At 73.2% G+C, this 19,909-nt stretch carries 13 protein-coding genes; 6 read left to right on the top strand and 7 right to left on the bottom strand.

Annotated elements, in window-relative coordinates:
- Positions 1 to 170: 170 nt before the first annotated feature.
- A complete protein-coding gene (locus tag CLV68_RS32100) occupies positions 171 to 1,253 on the bottom strand; it encodes an ABC transporter ATP-binding protein (RefSeq protein ID WP_121394784.1) in 1,083 nt (360 codons plus the stop codon).
- A gap of 38 nt (positions 1,254 to 1,291) precedes the next feature.
- Entirely contained in the window at positions 1,292 to 2,200 is a 909-nt protein-coding gene (locus CLV68_RS32095) for a hypothetical protein (RefSeq protein ID WP_121394783.1), read from the bottom strand.
- 264 nt (positions 2,201 to 2,464) lie between these two features.
- Between CLV68_RS32095 and CLV68_RS32090 the strand changes: the two genes are divergently transcribed.
- From CLV68_RS32090 to CLV68_RS32080, 3 genes are all read left to right on the top strand, one after another.
- Entirely contained in the window at positions 2,465 to 3,595 is a 1,131-nt protein-coding gene (locus tag CLV68_RS32090; protein ID WP_121394782.1) for a PucR family transcriptional regulator, read from the top strand.
- 278 nt (positions 3,596 to 3,873) lie between these two features.
- Positions 3,874 to 4,848 carry a helix-turn-helix transcriptional regulator gene (locus tag CLV68_RS32085; protein ID WP_121394781.1) on the top strand — a complete coding sequence of 325 codons (975 nt, stop codon included), beginning with the start codon at positions 3,874 to 3,876 and terminating at the stop codon, positions 4,846 to 4,848.
- A gap of 173 nt (positions 4,849 to 5,021) precedes the next feature.
- A complete protein-coding gene (locus tag CLV68_RS32080; protein WP_121394780.1) occupies positions 5,022 to 5,420 on the top strand; it encodes an STAS domain-containing protein in 399 nt (132 codons plus the stop codon).
- Here the strand turns inward: CLV68_RS32080 and surE are convergent.
- Positions 5,417 to 6,181 carry a 5'/3'-nucleotidase SurE gene (gene surE, locus CLV68_RS32075; RefSeq protein ID WP_121394779.1) on the bottom strand — a complete coding sequence of 255 codons (765 nt, stop codon included), beginning with the start codon at positions 6,179 to 6,181 and terminating at the stop codon, positions 5,417 to 5,419. The two genes, CLV68_RS32080 and surE, sit on opposite strands and share 4 nt — an antisense overlap.
- A 374-nt stretch (positions 6,182 to 6,555) precedes the next feature.
- Between surE and CLV68_RS32070 the strand changes: the two genes are divergently transcribed.
- Both CLV68_RS32070 and CLV68_RS32065 read left to right on the top strand, forming a co-directional pair.
- Positions 6,556 to 7,545: a GDP-L-fucose synthase family protein gene (locus CLV68_RS32070; RefSeq protein ID WP_246010233.1), complete on the top strand. Its 990-nt coding sequence runs from the start codon at positions 6,556 to 6,558 to the stop codon at positions 7,543 to 7,545.
- Positions 7,546 to 7,773: 228 nt separating this feature from the next.
- Positions 7,774 to 8,529, top strand: coding sequence for a GntR family transcriptional regulator (locus CLV68_RS32065; RefSeq protein WP_245782761.1), 756 nt, complete (start codon positions 7,774 to 7,776; stop codon positions 8,527 to 8,529).
- A 322-nt stretch (positions 8,530 to 8,851) separates the two neighbouring features.
- On the opposite strand, the gene CLV68_RS32060 is transcribed toward CLV68_RS32065, so the two are convergent.
- Entirely contained in the window at positions 8,852 to 9,517 is a 666-nt protein-coding gene (locus CLV68_RS32060) for a dioxygenase family protein (RefSeq protein ID WP_092786417.1), read from the bottom strand.
- Positions 9,518 to 9,729: 212 nt separating this feature from the next.
- Here CLV68_RS32060 and CLV68_RS32055 point away from each other — a divergent pair, with 212 nt between their 5' ends.
- Positions 9,730 to 12,474 carry an ATP-binding protein gene (locus CLV68_RS32055; protein WP_121394777.1) on the top strand — a complete coding sequence of 915 codons (2,745 nt, stop codon included), beginning with the start codon at positions 9,730 to 9,732 and terminating at the stop codon, positions 12,472 to 12,474.
- A 158-nt stretch (positions 12,475 to 12,632) separates the two neighbouring features.
- Here CLV68_RS32055 and CLV68_RS32050 read toward each other — a convergent pair whose 3' ends face one another.
- The 3 genes from CLV68_RS32050 to CLV68_RS32040 form a co-directional block, all read right to left on the bottom strand.
- The gene (locus tag CLV68_RS32050; RefSeq protein WP_121394776.1) at positions 12,633 to 13,769 is read right to left on the bottom strand and encodes a S1 family peptidase; all 1,137 of its coding nucleotides are present in this window, start codon (positions 13,767 to 13,769) and stop codon (positions 12,633 to 12,635) included.
- 748 nt (positions 13,770 to 14,517) lie between these two features.
- Positions 14,518 to 17,217 carry a helix-turn-helix transcriptional regulator gene (locus tag CLV68_RS32045; protein ID WP_121394775.1) on the bottom strand — a complete coding sequence of 900 codons (2,700 nt, stop codon included), beginning with the start codon at positions 17,215 to 17,217 and terminating at the stop codon, positions 14,518 to 14,520.
- A 2,230-nt stretch (positions 17,218 to 19,447) separates the two neighbouring features.
- Positions 19,448 to 19,909 carry a hypothetical protein gene (locus tag CLV68_RS32040; RefSeq protein WP_121394774.1) on the bottom strand — a complete coding sequence of 154 codons (462 nt, stop codon included), beginning with the start codon at positions 19,907 to 19,909 and terminating at the stop codon, positions 19,448 to 19,450.

Raw genomic sequence — 19,909 nt, 5'->3', positions numbered from 1 at the left:
GGTCGCCACGACGGTTGTCGGAGTGGTGGCGCTCGGGGTCGCGACGGGGGTGGCTGAAGCGCGGCGGCGCTGGGAGGCACCGCCGACTACGTCCAGCGTCACGGAGGCGAGGGCACCGAGCTCGCGCAGAACGCCGGTCAGCGCGCCGGTCAATGCCCGGACGGGAGCGGTCATCGGCTGCTCCCCCAACGGGATCTGCGGACCGGTTCTTCAACGCGGGTTGTCGGGGTGGTGGTTCCTGGGGTGGCGATGGGGATGGCGGAGGTGCGGCGGCGCCAGTTGGCGTAGTCGTCGAGGTCGGTGGGGGTCATGGTGGTGAGGACGGCTTGTCGGGCTGGGGTGGGGAGGGTGTGGAGGGACTGCATGAGGCGGAGTTTGCGGCGGCGGACGGCGTCTCGGTGGGGGAGGCCGGGGGTGGGGTCGAGTTGGGGGACGATGCCGCGGGCGTCGTCGGGGGTGTCCGGGGGTGGGGTGGGGTCGTCGGCGGTGTCGCGTTCCTCGGACATGCCGATCGGGCCTTTCTTGCGGCCGTTGAGGAATTGCGCCACCACCGGCACGTCGCTGGTCAGCAGGAGTTCGCGGGGGCCGAACAGGACCAGCTCGCGGCGGAAGAGCATGCCCAGGTTGTCCGGGACGGTGCGGGCGACGGTGATGTTGTGGGTGACGATCAGGATGGTGGCGTCGAGTTGGGCGTTGAGGTCGATGAGCAACTGGCTCAGCAGGGCGGTGCGGACCGGGTCGAGCCCGGAGTCCGGTTCGTCGCACAGGATGATGCTCGGGTCGAGCACCAGCGCGCGGGCCAGCCCGGCCCGTTTGCGCATGCCGCCGGAGATCTCACCGGGCAGTTTGCGCTCGGCGCCGAGCATCCCCACCATGTCCACCTTGGACATGACGATCCGGTTGACCTCCTTCTCGCTCTTGCGGGTGTGCTCCCGCAACGGGAAGGCGATGTTGTCGTAGACCGACATCGAACCGAACAGGGCGCCGTCCTGGAACAGCACGCCGAACAGCTTGCGGATCTCGTAGGTGTCGCGCTCGGCGCACGAGCACAGGTCGACCCCGTTGATCAGCACCCGGCCGCGCTCCGGGCGCAGCAACCCGATGAGGCACTTGAGGAACACCGACTTGCCGGTGCCGGACGGCCCGAGCAGCACGCTGACCTCACCGGCGGGCAGGGTGAGCGTCACGTCCCGCCAGATCGCCTGCGTGCCGAACGACTTGCCCAACCCCTCGACCACGACCTCAACGCCCATCTCGCCTCCGGCTCGGCTCGACGCCCATCTCGTCTCCCCTAGACCGGCGGCCGGGTGACGAGCCGGTTGGTCAACCCGTTGCCCGGACCGGACACCAGACCGGTGACCAGCGGGTCGAGGTCCTCGGTGGTGCCGCAGCCGGTGAACGGCGGGATGGTGACGGTGCTGGTGAGCGTGCTGACCGAGCCGGGGACCACCAACACCTTGCCGCGCAACCGGATCTCCAGCGGGCTGACCGTGCGGCACCGGTCCCCCACCGCCAGCGGCAGGCCGTCCTGGAACACCTCCGACACCCGCAGGTCGACCCGCAGCGTGACGTCGATGTCGGCGTTGGCGTTCGGGGTGCCGTCGATGGTGAGCACCGCGCTGCCGGTCGCCTGGCCCGCCGGGGTCAGCGTGATGGTGCTGGTGACCGGCATGAACCGGAAGGCCACCATGGCGGCCTTGGCCGGGGGCAGGTCGAGGTCGCCGGTCAGCGGGAGGCGGCCGTCGGGGCCGGGCAGGAAGCCGATCACCGAGCGGAACGAGCCGGGGCCGATGACCACGTCGGAGTTGAGCTTGGCCAGCCGCGTGGTGACGGTCAGGTCGAAGTCGTACGGCAGCCCGGGCGGCAACTCGGCCACCCGCGCCTTCCCAGCAGCGCCGGTATCCGGCGCGGCACTGGTCCCGGATACGGCGTCTGCCCCAGGAACGGCACTGGTCCCGGGAACGGCGCCGGACTCGGACGCGGCACTGGTCCCGGGTGCAGCGGCGGGCTCGGTCGCGGGCGCCGCGGAGGCCGGGCCTTCCGCGAAAGAGGTTTCCGCGGGCGGGGTCGTTTCCGGTGCCGTCGCGGGAATGGCCCGGTCGCCCTCGACACCGTCGGCGACGCCCACGTGCACGACCAACCCGGCCACCGCGGCCACCGCGGCGAGCGCCCACCGGCGCGCCACTGCGGACCGCGTCATCGCCACCACCCCGGATCCGTTGTGCCGCAACGCTTTCCGCGCCGATTCCGGGGACGTTACCAGCGGGTCACCACGGCCGACAACGATGTGTTCTGGCGGCCGCGGTTGTTGTCACCGGACGCGCAAAACCGGGCCGGGGCTTTGTGCCGCACGTCCGAGAATCGCGGGTTTGTCGCGATCCGCTGAACCGGGGGCGGTGATTGACACCGGCGGAGGGCCGTATTTATCGTCGGCCGAGCAAAACCCCGCCGCGGGAGGTGGACCTTGGCAGGCACGCCGGAGACCGGACGGCCCGCCGAGCTGTGGGCGGCGCTCCCGACGGAGGTGGCGCGGCGGATCCGCCCGGCCGAGCTGGTCGCGGAGGTCGTCGCCGAGATCCAGGCCGCGGTGCCCGAGTACGCGGGTCCGCTGCGCGGGCGGGTCGGGCAGGTGCTGCTGGACTCGGTGGCCGCGGTGGTGCGCCCGGACGGCGACCACGCGACCCGGGCGGCGGCGCTGCGGTACGCGGCGCGGGTCGAGCACGCCGAGGGCCGCACGCTCGACGCGTTGCAGACCGCGGTGCGGGTCGGCGCGCGGGTGGTGTGGCGGCGTGTCAGCGACCTCGGCCGCGGCGCGGGCGTGCCCACCGCCGAGCTGTTCGACCTGGCCGACCTCGTGTTCGCGCACGTCGACGCGTTGTGCGCGACCGCGATGGCGGGCTACGCCACCGCCGAGGGCCTGGACGCCGTGCGGGGTCGCAGGCGGGCGCTCGTGCGGCTCCTGCTCGCCGAACACCCACCGGTGGACATCGCCGACACCGCCAACGCCGCGCAGTGGCCGCTACCCGACGAGGTCACCGTGGTGCTGGTGGAGGGTTCGGAGGCGGTGGAGGTGTGGGCCGCGGCCACCGACGCGCTCCTGGACACCGAAGGCGCGCAGGCTTGTCTCGTGATCGCGGGCCATGGCCTCCCGCCCGCCGAGGGCTTGGTCGTAGTCGGCCCTACCGTGCGCACCGCGGACGCGCGCGACTCTCTCTCGTTGGCTCGTCGCGCGTGGGGGTTGGCTCGCCGGGGCGTGCTCCCGGACGCCGGTGTCCTGCGGTGCGCCGACCACCTGGCCGAGTTGCTGCTGCTGGCCGACGAGTTCCTGCTCGCGCGGCTGGCCGACCGGGAGTTGGCGCCGTTGGCGGGCCTGTCGCCCAGGCAGCGGGAGCGGCTCACCGCGACGCTGCTGGCCTGGCTGCGCACCACCGGCGGGGTGGCCGAGGTCGCCGCGGCCCTGGACATCCACCCGCAGACCGTGCGCTACCGGCTGCACCAGTTGACCGACCTGCTCGGCGACCGGCTCACCGACCCCGCGGGTCGGCTGGCGCTGGAGATGGCCCTGCGCGGGCGGGCCGTGCTGGAGACCCGCTAGTCGCTGGGCTGCCCGGTGCGGACAGCCCAGCCACCGGATCACGCGGACGCGAAAGCCCGCTTCGGGGTGCGGGGGCGTCGGGTGGCGCGGGACATGGCGGGATCCTTCCCAGCGGGGACGGGTACTGCGGAGGAGGTGTGCACCGGCCAGCCTGCCCCCGCGCCCGGCGGCGGGCGAGGGCCGAACAGGACAACGGCGCAATCAGGACACGCGTGGATTTTCACAGCACCCGCCGCGAGGGGCTGTGATGGTGACGCGCCCGCGCCTAGTGTGTCGCCATGGCGCACCTGTTAGGGCCGGTCGGGCTCAGCGAGACGGACAACGCGGTGTACCTCGCGCTGGCCACCACCCCGCGCGGCACCGCACTGGACATCGCCGACTCCGCCGAGCTGCCGCTGCCCGCGGTGCGCCGCGCCCTGCGCACCCTCACCGCCGCCGGGCTGGTCACGACCCTGCTCGCGCGGCCCATGCGGTACGTGGTCGCGCCGCCCGAGGTGTCCATCGAGGCGCTGGTGTCGCGCAGGCAGCAGGAGCTGGAGGGGTTGCGCGCGGCGGCGCGGGAGTTGGCGCTGCGGCTGCGGGAGACGCCGGCGTCGGCCGAGTCGACCCTGGTGGAGATCCTGGAGGGCAACGACGTCATCCAGCACCGGCTGGCGCAGATGCAGCTCGGCGCCCGCGAGGAGGTGCTGATCATCGACGCGCCGCCGTACCTGCACGGCACCCCGGTGCAGAACGACCAGGAGCTGATCGCGCTCGACCGCGGCGTGCGGTACCGCTCGCTCTACCACGGCCCGGCGTTGGCGCTGCCTGGCCACTACGCGCAGATGATGGCCTGCATCGAGCTGGGCGAGGAGGCCAGGACGCTGGCGTCGGCGCCGATGAAGATGATGATCGTGGACCGGCGGGTGGCGCTGATGCCGGTGTCGTTCGCCTCCGCCGAGACCAGGACCCGGCTGCTGGTGCACGCCGCGCCGCTGGTGGAGGGCCTGGTGATGTGCTTCGAGGCGCTGTGGGACCAGGCGGCGCCGGTGCTCGGCGGGCAGGCGGCCGCCGAGCGGGCGGCGACGCTGTCCGAGCGCGACCGGCAGGTGCTCTCGCTGATGGCCGCCGGGCTCAAGGACCAGGCGATCGCCAGAGCGCTCGGCGTGGCGCAACGCACGGTGGTGCGCCGCATCGGGGAGATGATGAGCACCCTCGGTGCCGACACCCGGTTCCAGGCGGGTCTGCTCGCCGCGCGGCGCGGGTGGTTGTGACCCACGTCGTCGCAGGTCAGCGCGGTGGAGCTTGTGCCGGTCGACCGGGGGCGTATCGTGAGGGGGCAAGCCGAACGCAAGGTGATGCTGCGTCGGAGATGCGCTTCGGGTGGCGACGACCGGGCTCGGACTTCATTTTCCTCGTGGCCGCCCCTACCTAGGGAGCGCCACACATGGACTTCCCCGCGCCGAGAATGACCATCCGACTCGACACCCTGGGCGCCTCGGGCGCGCGGACCCCCGTGGTGCGCCTGCGCGGCGACCTCGACCTGGCGACCAAGGCCGTCGTCGACGCCGCGCTGACCGTGCGGCTGGCCCGCAAGCCCCCGCTGCTGGTGGTCGACCTCAGCGGTGTCGCCTTCGTCGGCGCCTGCGGCCTCACCCTGCTGACCGACGCCCAGCGCCGGGCCAGGGGCGACGGCGGCCGGGTCGCGGTGGCCTGCTGCGCGCCGCCGGTGCTGCGGGCGATGGAGGTCAGCAGCCTGCTCGGCGAGATCGCCCCGTACGCCAGCGTCGCCGACGCGCTCGCCGCCAACCCCGGCGTGAGCGTCCCCGAACAGCGCGGGTGCTAGCCGATCCACCCGTTCGCCCGGCCGTGGACCCGGTCGTCCTCGGCCACCGAGCGCACCGCGGTCACCGTGACGTAGCCGTCGGCCAGCAAGGCGGCGTCGGTGCCGGGCTCCAGGTCGGCGTCGACCCGGACCGTGGTGACCTTGATCGACCCGTCGTCGAGCCGCTGGACGGCGCCGCGCACGGACCCGAACTCCGCCAACGTCGACCACTTCACGCCGCGCACCGCCTCGGGCGCCACATCGGGCACGTTGACGTTGAGCACCGTCCCAGGTGGACAGTCGAGCAGCAGGGCGACCGCGTCGGCGGTGAGCGCGGCCGCGGTGTCCCACCTCGGCGGGGTCGAATGACCGAACGGCACGTCGAGGGACACGGCCAGGGCCCGGAAGCCGAGCACGCTCGCGGTGAGCGCGGCGCCGACGGTGCCGGAGTGCACGATCGCGCGGCCGGTGTTGGCACCCAGGTTGATGCCGGAGAGCAGCAGGTCGGGTACCTCGCCGAAGGCGCCGTGGCAGCCCGCCATGGCGATCAGGCCCGGGTGCGCGGCGACCGCGAAGGCGGGGACGTCCAGGCCGGGCAGGGAACGCGGCTCGGTGACCACCCTGCGGTGGTCCTGCGCGGCGGTGAGCCCGGCGCCGGTGCCGCTGGCCTCCGCGGCGGGGGCGGCGACGGTGACCGCCATGCCCGCCTCGGCGGCCGCGCGGGCCAGGGCGTGCAGCCCGGGGGACTCGATGCCGTCGTCGTTGGTGACCAGGACCCGCATCGCGCACCTTCCCGTCGACCACGACCAGGGTGGCACAGATCTTCCCCGAACAGGTGATGGTCGCCGGGATCCACAGTGGACCTGCGCCGAGCTTGCCAAAGATGACCCGTTGGCGGGGTAACACTCGCTCTTCTCGGGGATAGTGGCGACTCAGCGTGAGAAGCTGCCGGTGGTATGTCCCTGGTCAGGCGATGCCAGAGGACCCGAAACTGGACAATCGGCACCGCCGGTCACACAGCGGGTGGTCACCGCGAGCGGCCCCGGCGGCACCGGCGCCCCGAGCAGCGGCGCGGCCGGGCGGCGGATGCCATCCTGGCCCTCGACCGCCGGTGATCACCGCGGCTGGCGGCGCACCTGGACGGGAAGGACCGCCGATGCACGCTCCTCGGCTCACCACGGCGAGCCGGATCCTGGTCGCAGGCCACCGCGGCCTCGCCGGGTCGGCGCTGTGCGGGCGGTTGCGCGCCGCGGGCCACGAGAACCTGGTGCTGGCGTCGTCGTCCGAAGTGGACCTGCGCGACCACGCGGCCACCGCGCGGTTCATGGCCCAGCACGCCCCGGACGTGGTCGTCCTGGCCGCGGCGCGCGGCGGCGGCATCCTCACCACCGTCACCCAGCCCGCCGACATCATCTCCGACAACCTGCGCATCCAGGTCTCCGTGCTCGACGCCGCCCGCGCGCTGCGGGTGCCCCGGCTGCTGTTCCTGGCCTCGTCGTGCCTGTACCCGCGCGAGTCCCGGCAGCCGATCCGGGAGAGCTCGATCATGGCGGGGCCGCTGGAGCCGACCACCGAGTCCTACGCCATCGCCAAGATCGCCGGGATGGCCCAGGTGCGGGCGGTGCGCGAGCAGGACGGGCTGTCCTGGATCAGCGCCATGCCGACCAACCTCTACGGCCCGGGCGACAACTTCCACCCCACCTCCTCGCACGTGCTCGCCGGTCTGATGCGGCGCATCCACGAGGCGGCGCAGGCGGGCGACGAGTCGGTGACGGTGTGGGGCACCGGAACCCCGCGCCGCGAGTTCCTGCACGTCGACGACCTGGCCGACGCCTGCATGGCGCTGCTGGAGCACTACGACGAACCCGGCCCGGTCAACATCGGCACCGGCCGCGACATCAGCATCGCCGACCTGGCCAAGATGCTCGCCGAGACCATCGGCTACACCGGCACCTTCGCCTTCGACCCCGACATGCCCGACGGCGCCCCCCGCCGGGTCCTCGACATCCGCACCCTCACCGGCCTCGGCTGGGAACCCCGCATCCGCCTGCGCGCGGGCATCGCCGCCACCTACCAGTGGTACCTCGACAGCACCACCCTCCCCCGCCAACGCGACGCCGTCCGCGGTCACGAGATGGTCGGCTGACACCCGCCCCACCTGCCCGCCTACCGGCCACACCCCGCCAAGAGCTGGTCCACTGTGGACTTCCCAGCCCGTGGTACCGGTGGCCGGTGATCGGCCCGTGTGCGGTCGAGCGGGCACGTCCACCTGCTAGGTTCGATGGGGGACGATTCGGCCAGCAGGCACGCGAGGGGGTGAGCGGCGCTGATCCCGGCTGTCGAGCGCGCGGGCGCGGCCCGGCTGGACCGGCGGTTGTCGACGCCGTTGTGGGCGCAGTTGCACGCGGACCTGTTGCGGCGGGTCGACGGTGGCGAGTTCACCCGGGTGTTCCCCGGTGAGCTGGCGCTGGCCGCGGAGTACGAGGTCAGCCGCAACACCGTGCGGGAGGCGTTGCGCCGGTTGCGGGCCGACGGCACGGTTGTCGCCGGGCGGGGGCACCCGCCCAGGCTGGGCAGGCAGACGGAGATCACGCAGCCGCTCGGGGCGCTCTACAGCCTGTTCGCGTCGGTGCAGGCCAGCGGGCTCAGCGCCTACAGCGCGGTGCGGGTGCTGGACGTGCGCGCGGACGGGGTGGTGGCCAGCAAGCTGGGGCTGGAGGAGTCGACGCCGCTGCTGTACCTGGAGCGGGTGCGCTTCGCCGGGGACGCGCCGCTGGCGGTGGACCGGGTGTGGTTGCCGCACGCGCTGACCGCGCGGTTGCGGGAGGTCGACTTCACCGGGACCTCGCTGTACCGGGAACTGGACGCGCGGTGCGGGATCCGGCTGACCGGCGGCCAGGAGCGGATCCGGGCGGTCGTGCCGACCCAGGGCGAGCGCAGGCTGCTCGCGGCCCCGCAGGACACCGCGGCGCTGGCCATCGACCGGTTGGGGCTCGCCGAGCGGACGCCGGTGGAGTGGCGGCACACGGTGGTGCGCGGCGACCGGTTCAGCGTGCTGGCCAGCTTCTCGGCCAAGGGCTACCAGCTCGACGTCCACAGTGGACACAACGGGCCCGGCTGGACGGCCTGAGCTGCGATTTCTCTCCCGATGTAGAGCTTCGGGAGACGGGACGCCGGGCCCTGCTGTGCCCGGCGCCCCTACCCCCGTGGCCGTTCCCCGGCCGGTCCGACCCGGGGGCGACCTCGAGTCCGACGTCCGCGTCACCGTGGTGGCACCGCCAGGCCCGACGCGGGCGGTGGCGGTGCGCGAGGCGTAGGTGCACGGTCCGCCTTCGGTTTTCCGCCGCGTCGGGTGGCGTCGACCGGCGGCAGGGAGCACCGTCGGACGTCTCACCGCGCCGCAGCGGCCCGAGCCGGTTCGGCCGTCCACTGTGGAGCGCGGATCAGGCTGGTCAGGCCACGTTCAGCACGAAGTCGAACGTGCCTTCCTTGGCCGAGCCCACGGTGCGGACGTTCATCAGCAGCCGCGGGTCGTAGATGGTGTCGGTGTTGTTGCGCGGCTCACCCGGGAAGTACAGCTGGGTGGTCAGGATCCGGCCGCCCGGGTTCTGCACCTTGACGTGGATGTGCCGGGTGCGGCCGGGGTAGAGGCCGGGCACGATCGTGGTCAGGGTGAACTTGCCGCTGGCGTCAGTGTACTGGTGCCCGCGGAAGGTGTAACCGCTGTTGTCGTACGCACCGCGGCTGTCGGCCTGCCAGAAGTCCAGCAGCGCGTTGGCCAGCGGCCTGCACGAGCGGCTGAACACGAAGCCGCTCACGGTCAGCCTGGTACCGGTGGTACCCGGCTGGATCAGGCTGGTGCGCTGCGGGGAGCCCGGCTTGAAGTACGGGCCCTCGGTCTGCGCGATGGTGGTGCTCTGGCCGGGGGTGCAGGCCAGGTTGATCGCCTCGGCGCCCTCGGGGCGCACCTCGGCCGGGCTGGCGGCGGCGAAGCCACCGGCGGCGGTGGCACCGATGAGGCCCGCGGCGGGGACGACGAGGGCGCCGAGCTGGAGCAGCCGCTTGCGAGTGATGTTGCCCTCGCCCGCGTCTTCCGTGGTGGGGAGCTGGTCAGTCACTTCGGGAGTACCTCCTACGACGAGACCACCGGGTTGGCGATCGTCACGGAATGGCACACCCGATGCTGTTGCAGTGACCGGGCCGTTGCAATCCGTGGCGATACGGGCTTAACTCAGGCGCTACCGTGAGCAGATCCGTGGTGGGCAGGGCGCGAAAGCCGTTCACCCCAGGCAAAAGGTGCAGCATGGAAACGGGTCCTCTGGGAACCACTGTGGACAGATCGACCGCGCTCGACCGCGCGCCGCTGGTCGGCCGCGGCGCGGAGCTGGCGCGGCTGTCCTCGGTCGGCGCGCCCGCGCTTGTGCTGGTCGCGGGCGAGGCGGGGATCGGCAAGAGCCGGATGGTGGCCGAGTTGCGCGAGCACCCGGACCTGCTCGGGCACCACTGGTTGGTCGGCGAGTGCCTGCCGCTGCGCGAGCCGTTCCCACTCGGGCCGGTGCTCGACGCGCTCAAGGGTCTGGACCTGTTCAGCCCGCCGGTCGGCCGGGTGGACCGGGTCGACGTTTTTCCCAGAGTGCGCGCGGGTCTGGCCGAGCTGGGTCCGGCGGTGCTGGTCCTGGAGGACCTGCACTGGTCCGACGAGGCGACTTACGAGTTCCTGCGGTTCCTGTGCCGGGGCCTGCCGCCGAAGCTGACGGTGCTGGTCACGTACCGGCCGGAGAGCGTGCGCGCCGAGCGGCCGGTGGTCGACCTGGCCGGGTACCTGCCCCGGTGGGCGCGCGCGGTGGAGACGACCGTGCGGCCGCTGCGGGTCGCCGAGGTCGGTGAGCTAGCGGCCGGGTTGCTCGGGTTGACCAGGGTGACCACCGAGTTCGCCACACGTCTACACGAGTTGACCGGTGGCGTCCCGTTCGTGGTGGAGGAGGTGTGCCGGGCGCTGCCCGCGGAACCGGCGCCCCGCCTCGCCGACGCGCCGAGGTCGGTGCTGGACCGGTTGACCGCGCCGGTGGCGTTGCGCGGGTCCATCGCGGAACGGCTCGCCGCCCTCCCCGCGGCGGTGCGGGACGTGGTGGGCGCCGCGGCCACGCTCGGCGCACCGGTGGACGAGCACCTGCTCGGCCGGGTCGCCGGACTGGACCGCCCGACGGCGGCGGAGGCCATCGACCACGCGCTGGCCCACGGGTTGCTGCGCCAGTGCGCGCCGGGGCTGCTGGCGACCAGGCACGCGCTGGCGACCCGCGCGGTGATCGACCTGCTCGCCCCGGACGAGGTGCGGCGGGCGCACCGGGCGGCGGCGACCGTGCTGGCCGAGGTGGCGCCGGTGCCGCACGCGCGGCTGGCCAGGCACTGCAAGCACGCCGGGCTGGTGGCCGACTGGGTGCGCCACGCCGAGGCCGCGGCCACCCGCGCGGTCGCGCTGGGCGACGGGGACACCGCGGTCGACCTGCTGGCGGACGTGGTGTCCGGCTCCGGCATCGACATCACCACCAGGGCGAGGGTCGCCGCGCTGCTCAGCCGCGCCGCGCAGCCGGGGTTGCGCCACGACGAGGCCGTCGCGGCGCTGCGGTCGGTGCTGGCCGAGGACGACCTGCCGGAGCGGCCGCGCGGGGAGATCCGGTTCGGGCTCGGCATGTTGTTGGTGTCGCAGGCGGGCAAGGCTGGCGCGGGTCGGGAACAGCTGCGGGTGGCGGTCACCGAACTCGCCGACCGGCCGGACCTGGCGGCGCGGGCGATGGCGGCGCTGGCCATCCCGTCGTCCACCTCCGGGACCGACACCGAGCACCTGGCGTGGGCGAAGCGGGCGCTGAACATGCTCGGCTCGTTCGACGACCACGCGGTGCACACTGCGGTGCACGTCAACCACGCGTCGGTGCTGCTGTATTACGGCGATCCCGACGGCTGGCCGGTGTGGCGGGCCGCGCTCGCCCGCGGGTCGACACCGGAGGCCCGGCTGCACCTGCTGCGCGGGGCGAGCAACGCGGCCGACGCGGCGCTGCTGCTCGGCCACGACGCGCGCGCCCGGGATCTGCTGACGTTGATCCCCACGCTGGTCGACCAGGACTCCGGCCTCTACACCAACCGGCTCGTCGCCGGGACCCGGCTGCGGCTGGACCTGGCCGCGGGGCACTGGGAGGGCCTGCCGGAGCGGATCGCGCACGTGCGGGCGAGCGCGGGGGCGCACCGGTTGCCGCTGCTGGACGCGGAGGCGCGGCTGGTGGGCGCGGAACTGGCGCTGGCAACCGGGTCGCTGGCCGACGCGGAGGTGGACCTGCGCGCGGTGGGCGAGCGCGCCGAACTGCTGACCATCCCCCAGGTGGCCGGGGTGGCGGCGGCGCGGGCCAGGATCGCGCTGTCGGGCAACCGCGCGCGGGAGGCGTTGCTGCTGCTGGCGCCCGCGCTCGACCTGGTGCGCAGGCACGGGAACTGGGGCTGGGCGGCGCAGGTGGTCCCGCAGGCGTGCGCGGCGATGGTGGCCTTGGGCGACCGGGCGGGCGCGGTGGCGCTGCACCGGGAGTTCGCGGACGCGGTGGTGTCCCTGGACGCCCCGGCCGCGGGCGCGGCCGCGCTGGAGGCCGCCGGGTACGTCGCGCCGCGGGCGAAGGCGGTGGACCTGTTCGCCGCCGCCGAGGGCGAGTACGAGGCGATGGGCCGCCCGTACGCGCGGCTGCTCGCCAGGGAGGCACTGGCCGCGGTGCTGCTGGACAACGGCGACAAGGAACCGATGGTCGACGTCGTCGCGGGCTTCACCGACCTCGGCGCCCGCTGGGACGCCGCCCGCTGCGCCCAGGCCCTGCGCAAGCACGGCGTCACCCCACGCCACCGCGGCGGCCGACGCGGCTACGGCGACGCCTTGTCACCCCGAGAGGCGGCGGTGGCCGCGATGGCGGCCCGGGGCAACACCAACCGCGAGATCGCCGAAGCCCTCTTCATCTCCGTCCGCACCGTCGAGGACCACGTCGCCAACGCCTTGCGCAAATGCGGCGTCCGCACCAGAACAGACCTCCCCTGCGACTGAGGTTCCCGGTGGCGGGGCGCCGTCGACCCGAGCCCGGTTGACCGCGTCCAGGTAGTGGGGCTCGGGTGAAGGAGCTCTGTCGCGGGACCTCTCGGGGACGTGGGCGAGCCCCGGCGGTGGTGGGACGCCAGGGCCGGGGCTCGCGTGGGGGGGTGGGGTCAGCTGGTCACGAGGCGGAGGCCGTAGACGGAGAGGATCTCGGTGAGGGGCTGGAAGTAGGTGGTGCCGCCGGAGGAGCAGTTGCCGGAGCCGCCGGAGGTGACGCCCTGGGCCTGGGTGCCCGCGAGCCACGAGCCGCCGGAGTCGCCGGGCTCGGCGCAGGCGTTGGTGCGGATCAGGCCGCTGACGGTGCCCTGCGGGTAGTTGACGCTCTGGTTCTTGGCCTGGACGGTGCCGCAGCGCCAGCCGGTGGTGGAGCCGGAACGGCAGATCGACGCGCCGACCGCGGCCTCGGTGCCGCCCTTGACCGCGACGGTGGTGGAGCCGCTGTAGCGGTTGACGACGCCGCGCGGGGTCCAGTTGGTGTTGGTGCGGACCCACGCGTAGTCGTTGCCGGGGAACGAGGAGCCCGCGAAGGTGCCCTGGGCGACCTGGTTCGAGCCCTTGGTCGTGGCGCCCGAGCGGCCGCAGTGCCCGGCGGTGACGAAGCCGCCCTGCACGGAGAAGCCGACGGAGCAGCGTGAGCCGGACCCGATGTAGTACGCGTCGCCGCCGCGCACGTCGTAGAGCGGGCGGGGCGACTCAGTGGACTCGACGACCGAGATCGCCGAGGCGTCCAGGCCGGAGGTGGCCACGAACTGCTTGGCGGCAGCGGCGGTGCCGTTGGCGGTGGTCAGCGTGACGGTGTTGCGCTGCACGTCGACGTACCAGCCGGTGACGCCCTGTGGCGCGGTCTTGCCGTCGAGGCCCGCGGCGGTGGCGTCGAGGTGGGCCGCGCTGTGGCGGACCACGGTGGCCTCGCCGCCGCCCGCGCGCACCTGGGACGCCTTGGTGGCGTCGGTGACACCGACGACGAGCTTGCCCTTCGCGGCGTCGTAGTACGCGCCGCCGAAGGTGTCGCTGAGCCGCCCGCGCAGGTCGGCCTCCAGCGCGGTCGCCCTGGTCTCGCTGTCGAGCCGGGCGATCGCGGCGTCGCGGGACAGGCCGAGGTCGCGCTCCATCGCGCTGAGCACCTCGGGCGCGACGTCGGTCGCGGTGGGGGCGGGGGCGGCCTGCTGGCCGGCGAACGCGGGAACGGTGGCCACCGCTGCCGCGGCCGCGGTCAGCACCACGGCGGCGACGAGTGTGCGTTTCACATGTTCTCCAACGGTTCTCGAGTGCAGGGGACAAGGGCCAAAGCCCTCCTTCCGCCGAATGCGCCAAGCCCTCACTAGGACGTATCCGGCGGGTATTTCGAATGGTGCTCGCGGACCCCGGGTACCACAAGGGGAACTTGTTACCGGATATGCGCTCGTCGGGTGAAACAGCCGCTGGTCTGCGCATTTCCGACGAACGAACTTCACCTTCCCGGATATCCCCGAGTGCGTGATCACGGTGCGCCACCGGACATCCCGGTTAACTGTGAAAGTACTCTTCGCGCGGTTGACCAGCGCTATCGCACCCGGGGCGCGGCACGAACCCCACCAACCTCAGGCGTAAGGTGGATATTACCAGCAGGGTCCGCGCCCGCCCCAGGCCGAAAAGCGCCACCCGGGGACGACAATGCCGGTCGAGCGACCACACGCTATTGCGGGTGACCCGACCAGCGCCCTCAGGCTAAGACCGCCATGCGCGCGCGGGCATCAGGGGAAACCCTCGCACACCCCGCGCCCACCCCGGCCGCCGCCCTCGCGGAGGCCGCCCCCGGAACACTCCCAGCCCCCACCCTCTCCGGGGGGCGTCCCCTAGGCCAGTCTAGTGCATGGGCGAGATCGACGGGGTGGGGTGGGCGGATCTGTGGACAAGTGCGGGGTTGTGGATGAAGGCGAGCTGGGGAAACGGGCGGGATGGGGCCGGGACGTCAGTCGACTAGGTGACTACGTCGGTGGTCGAGAAGAGAGAGGGTCAGTCGTGCAGGCGGGCGCTCAGCTGGGTCCGGGAGCGGATGCCGAGTTTGCGGTACACGCGGGTCAGCGATGCCTCGACGGTCTTGACGCTGATGAACAGGCGGTCGGCGATCTCGCGGTTGGAGGCGCCCTCGGCGACCAAGGCGGCGATGCGGGCCTCGGTGGCGGTCAGGTCGGTCGGCGCCTGGACCGGCCCGGCCAGCCGGGTCAGGACGTGCTCGGCCTGCTCGGTCCACGGGTGGGCAGCGGCGGCGGCGAACAGCGCGGCGGCCCTGCGCACGGGCTCCCGGGCAGCGGCGTGGCGGCGGCGACCGCGTTCGATCCGGCCCCGCACCAGCAGGCAATGACCCGTCTCCAACGGTTGACCCAACGCGGCGAACACGGATTCCGCGCCCCGCAACAGGTCCACCGCGCCGTCGAGGTCACCCCGGGCGGCCAGCAGGGACGCCTCGGCGCGGTCGAGTTGCGCGGAAACCCCTGCGGGCTCAGGGACTCCGGCGACCCGGTCGCGGGTGTCGGCCAGGACCGCGGCTGCCTCAGCGTGTTCACCGATCGAGACCAGGGCCGTCACCAGGTCGCCGTGCCAGCGCAGCATCGTGGGGTCGCGGATCCCGCGCGGCTGCTCGAGTTCGGGGATCCGGCGCAGCGCCGTGACCGCCTCGGCCGGGCGACCGGAGCGCAGCAGGGCCTGGCCGAGCAGGTGCAGGTGCCTGCGCAGGAAGACCAGGTCCGAGTCCTGCTCGGCGGCCCGCACACCGCGTTCGGCGTAGGTCAGCGCGCGGGCGACGCTGCCACCGGCGAGTTCGGCGACGGCGCTGGTGTGCCAGCCGGGGGCCGGGCTCAGCCTGGCCTCGCCGCCGATCCGCCGCGCCCTGGCCGCGTAGTCCATCGCCTCGCGGCAGCGGCCCAACCGGGCGGCGACCTCGGTGAGCCCGCGCAGCACGGTGACCAGTTCCTCCACCGCGCCGCGCTCGACCATGCCGAGCATGCCCAGGTACAGGGCGCGGGCGTCCTCCAGGCGTTCGTCGATGGCGGCGAAGCGGGCGACGATGAACGCGGGCGAGAAGTGCGCCCACCCGTCCATGTCCGGTGGCGGCAGCAACAACGCCTGCCGCAGCGGCTCGTCGAAGTCCCGCTCCCCCGCCAGCCGCTTCATCAGCGCGGCGGTGGCCAACGCCATGGCCTCGATGGAGGTGTCGTCGACCGAGCGGGCCAGGTCGGCGGCGCGGGTGGCCTGCTCGGCCGACACCGCGGGCCACCCGTTGATCATCGCCGCCCAGGACCGCCACAGCCACAGCAGCCCGCCGGAGCGCGGGCAGTCCCCCGCGTCGGCCAGTGCCAGGGCGAACAGCTCCTGCTCGTCGGCGACTCCTTGTCCGGCAAGGTGGATCAGCGACATCCGGACGCGAACCCGTTGCAGTGGAGCGGAATCCGCGGCGAGCACGGCGTCGGCGGCTCGGCGCACCACGTCACCGCGGGCAGCGACGGCGCCGGTTCGCGCTGCCGCGACGAGCCATTCCAGTCGTTGTGCGCGTTCGTGGCTCGGCGTTCGGTCCGCGGCGAGCAGGTACAACTCGGCGGCCAGATCGCGGGAACCCTGTCGCTGCGCGGTTTCCGCCGCTACCACCAACGAGCGCGCGACGGCCGCGTCGGGATCTTCTGACGCGAGCGCGCGGTGGCGTTCGCGGTCGGCGTCGGAGGTGACGACCTCGGCAAGCCTGGTGTGAGCGGCGGCGCGGTAGTCGCCGTCGGCGAGGTCGGCGATGAGCGATGCGGCGGCGGGCGGGGTGAATCGGATCTTCTCGGCATCGGTCACCACGAGCCCCACCTCGGCGGCCCTGGCGATGTCCCGTGCGGCGTCGGCCCTACCGGCTCGCAGCAACAGCCGGACGGTCGGTCGGGTGGCCAAAGCGCACCACAGCAACGTTTCCCGCTCGGCGGGGCCGAGGCAGGCCAGGCGCTCGCGGACGAGCAGGGCGACGGTGGGCGGCAGCGACTGGCGGTCGGTGGCGGCGCCCGCAAGGGTGAGCGCGAGGTACGGGTTGCCCGCGGAATCGGCGTGGATGGCGGCGGCGGTGCGCGCGGAGAGCCCATGGGCGTCAAGGAGTTCGGCGAGGTCGTCGGCGGTGAGCGGGGGGACTTGCAGGCGCAGCACCGGTCCTGGCGCGAGCGCGGCGGGCGGGACGGCGCGGGGACCGTCGTCGTCGAGAGGCACGGTCTCCGGGAGCCTGCCCGCGACCACCGCCCTGACCCGCGCCGACCCGACCCGGCGGGCCGCGTACGCGATCACGTCGGCCGACGCGGCATCGACCCACTGGGCGTCGTCGAGCAGGACCAGGACGGGTTCCCTGGCGGCCATGGCCAACAGCGACAGGTGCCAGGCGTGCCGCAGCGGCATCCCCCCGTCCACACGGCGGCCGACGAGCACCCCGTTGACCGCGTCCCGGAACTCGGCGGGCAACGCGGCGACGATCGCGGACGGCACCTGGGCGAGCAACTCGGCCAGCACACCACTGGAGATCCACCGCTCAGCCTCGGCAGCGGTCGCCCGCAACACCGCCCCCGGAGCGACCACCGCGTCGAGCACCGCCGTCTTCCCGATGCCGCTGGGCCCGGTGAGCACCACGCCCCCACCCTGGTCGAGCCGGGCGGACACCTGGGCCAGCAACCGCTCCCGCCCCACCAGCCCGCCACCCACAACCCCGACCCCACCTCACCGGCCCACAAGTCCCGACACAGTACAGACGCCGCCCCACCCCGGACAATGCCCGCCAAACCGGCATCGAGACCTCCCGCCACTGGGGTTCCCGGCCGAACTCCGGCTTGCGCGTCGACTCCCGTCCCGGGTCGCTGCCGGCCGTCCGCCCCCGGGGGCGCCTACTTGTCCACATCCCCGCCAACCATCCACAGCCCTTTCCGCACCCCTATTGACAAACCAGCCGGTTCGATAGGTTCAGAGATGGGCCCCCGGGCCCCGGGAGGGAGGGCCCCTGGACCGGAGTGGATCTTGGTCGGCGCGGCTTCGGGGGGCGCGGGGGCTGTCTTCGGGGGTGGTGGCTACTGATGGTGTGGAGCACGACTGGGTGGAGGGGGTTCCGGCCGCGGAGTTGATCGGGTGGGAATCGGGGCGTGGGGTGGGGCAGGGTTGGCGCTGCGGAGGCCAGATTTGGCGCATGGAGGCCGGAGGATCAGGTTGGCGCTGTGAACCGGGTTGGCGCCGCAGGGCGGGGTTGGGCCGCAGGGGTGAGAGTGGCGCGCATAAGCCGGGTGGCGGTGCGAGAGCCGCGGCGCGAACGCAGGACTGACGGCGCAGGGGCCAGGCCGCGGCGGCCAGATCGGCGGTGCAAGGGGCAGGGCGGCAGTGCGAGCGCAGGGCTGACGGCGCGAAGGCCGGGCTGATGCGCGGAGGCCGGGCTGGCGGAGCGAAGACCAGGCTGACGCGCGGAGGCCGGGCTCGCGGAGCGAGGGCCACGGTGGCGCCGCAGAGGCAAAGTGGCGATGCGGCACTGGGTGACGCCGCGGAAGGGCCAGAGCGATGCCGCGAGGAGCAGGGTGGCGATGCGGAGATCAGATTGACACCACTGAGGCAAGGTTGACACCACAGGGGCCAAGTTGCGGTGTGGGGGTCGGGTCAACACCGTAGGGGCGAGATTGGCGGCGCGAAGCTCTGTTAACACCACGAAAGGGCCAGAGTGACGCCGCAAGGGCAGGGGGCGCCGCGAAGGCCAGGGTGGTGGTGCAAGGGGCAGGGCGGCAGTGCGGCGCAGGGCTGTTCGCGCGAAGGCCGGGCTGATGCGCGGAGGTCAGGCCAGCGGAGCGAGGGGCACGATGGCGCCGCAGAGGCAAAATGGCGGTGCGGCACTGGGTGACGCCGCGGAAGGGCCAGAGCGATGCCGCGAGGAGCAAGGTGGTGATGCGGGAGCAGCTTGACGCCACTGAGGCAAGGTTGACACCACAGGGGCCAAGTTGCGGTGTGGGGGTCGGGTCAACGCCGAAGGGGCGAGATTGGCGGCGCGAAACCCTGTTAACACCACGAAAAGGCCAGCGTGACGCCGCAACGGGCAGGGGTGGCGGTGCGGCGACCTGGTTGAGGCCACAGGGGCAAGGCTTGCGGTGCTGCGCCGGGTTGACGTCATCGAAGGCAAGGGTGGCGCTACGAGAGGTCAGGGCGGCGGCGCGGAGGCCGGGGTGGCGGCGCAAAGGGCAGGGCGGCAGGGCGAGCGCAGGGCTGACGGCGCGAAGGCCGGGGTGGCGGCGCGAGGGGCGAAGTGGCGCGGCAGGGGTGGCGGTGCGGCGCTGGGTGATGCCGCGGAGGGGCCTGGGAGACACCGCGGAGACCAGATTGGCGCCATAGGGGCTGGTTTGCGGTGCGGATGCTGGGTTGGTGTGCGTAGCCGGGTTGACGCCACGGAAAGGGCAGAGTGGCGGCGCGAGGGCCAGGGCAGTTGTGCGAGCAGAGGGTCGGCAGCACGAAGGCCAGGACCGCAGCGCGAGAGCCAGGACACCAGTGCAAGCACCGGGTCAGCGGAGCAAGAGCCAGGGCGGCAGTGCGAGCACGGGGTCGACGGTGCGGAGCCAAGACCGCAGCGCGAGAACCAGGACAGCAGTGCAAGCACGGACGGAGCGAAGGCCGAGGTCGCGGAGCTAGGGCCAGAGCAGCAGTACGAACACGGAGTCAGCAGAGCGAAGACCAAAGCCGACGCGCAAGAACCAGCACAACGGTGCAAGCACAGGGCCGGCGGTGCGAGAGCCAAGGCGGCAGTGCAAGCACAAGGTCGGCGAAGCAAGAGCCAGGGCGGCGCGCGGGGCCTGGCTGGCGGGGGTGGATGTGGTCTCTGTGGGGGGTTCTGCGGCGGCGAGCAGTTGTGGTGGTCGCGGTGGCGGGGAGACGCCTGCGGGTGGGTCGGTCGGGAGTGGTTGTGGCTGGGTCAGGGGGAGCTCAGCCAGGCGGCGGTTGTGCGGTGGCGGGATAGACCTGCGGCGGCGAACTCGTCGTTGGTTGTGCGGAGGACGCCTAGTTCGCGCAGGGCCTGGGAGATGGGGGTGATGGGCGGGGGCGGGGCTTCGTCGTCGTCGTGGTGAATGGGGCCCAGGGTGGTGTGGCCGTGGTGCCAGGTTTGGGCGATCTGGATGCCGGTGCCACCGAAGATGTCGGCTTCGACGTAGGCGACGGGGCCGTGGGTGGAGCAGGTGGCCAGGAGGTCGCCCAGGCCCGGTGGGGCGTGCTCGAAGGGGGCGAGCGGAGGACCCGACGAGACCGTCAGGGCGGCGGCGACGTCCTCGGTCATCGGGAGCAGGTGCAGGCCCTGCTCGAGTTCGACCAGGGGGTGGTGTGCGGTCAGGGCGCGCAGGACCGGCAGCGCGCCGATGACCGCCCGCAGCTGGTACAC

The sequence above is a fragment of the Actinokineospora cianjurensis genome (assembly GCF_003663795.1).
Classification (GTDB): Bacteria; Actinomycetota; Actinomycetes; order Mycobacteriales; family Pseudonocardiaceae; genus Actinokineospora; species Actinokineospora terrae.
Note: the sequence above shows the minus strand (reverse complement) of the source record. Positions and strands in the feature narration are given on the sequence as shown.

Excerpts from the sequence above, each read along its gene's own strand:
- CLV68_RS32085 (WP_121394781.1), top strand. The coding sequence starts at position 3,874 with ATGGCGCACCTGTTAGGGCCGGTCGGGCTCAGCGAGACGGACAACGCG.
- CLV68_RS32095 (WP_121394783.1), bottom strand. The coding sequence starts at position 2,200 with ATGACGCGGTCCGCAGTGGCGCGCCGGTGGGCGCTCGCCGCGGTGGCC.
- CLV68_RS32070 (WP_246010233.1), top strand. The coding sequence starts at position 6,556 with ATGCACGCTCCTCGGCTCACCACGGCGAGCCGGATCCTGGTCGCAGGC.
- CLV68_RS32100 (WP_121394784.1), bottom strand. The coding sequence starts at position 1,253 with ATGGGCGTTGAGGTCGTGGTCGAGGGGTTGGGCAAGTCGTTCGGCACG.
- CLV68_RS32080 (WP_121394780.1), top strand. The coding sequence starts at position 5,022 with ATGGACTTCCCCGCGCCGAGAATGACCATCCGACTCGACACCCTGGGC.
- surE (WP_121394779.1), bottom strand. The coding sequence starts at position 6,181 with ATGCGGGTCCTGGTCACCAACGACGACGGCATCGAGTCCCCCGGGCTG.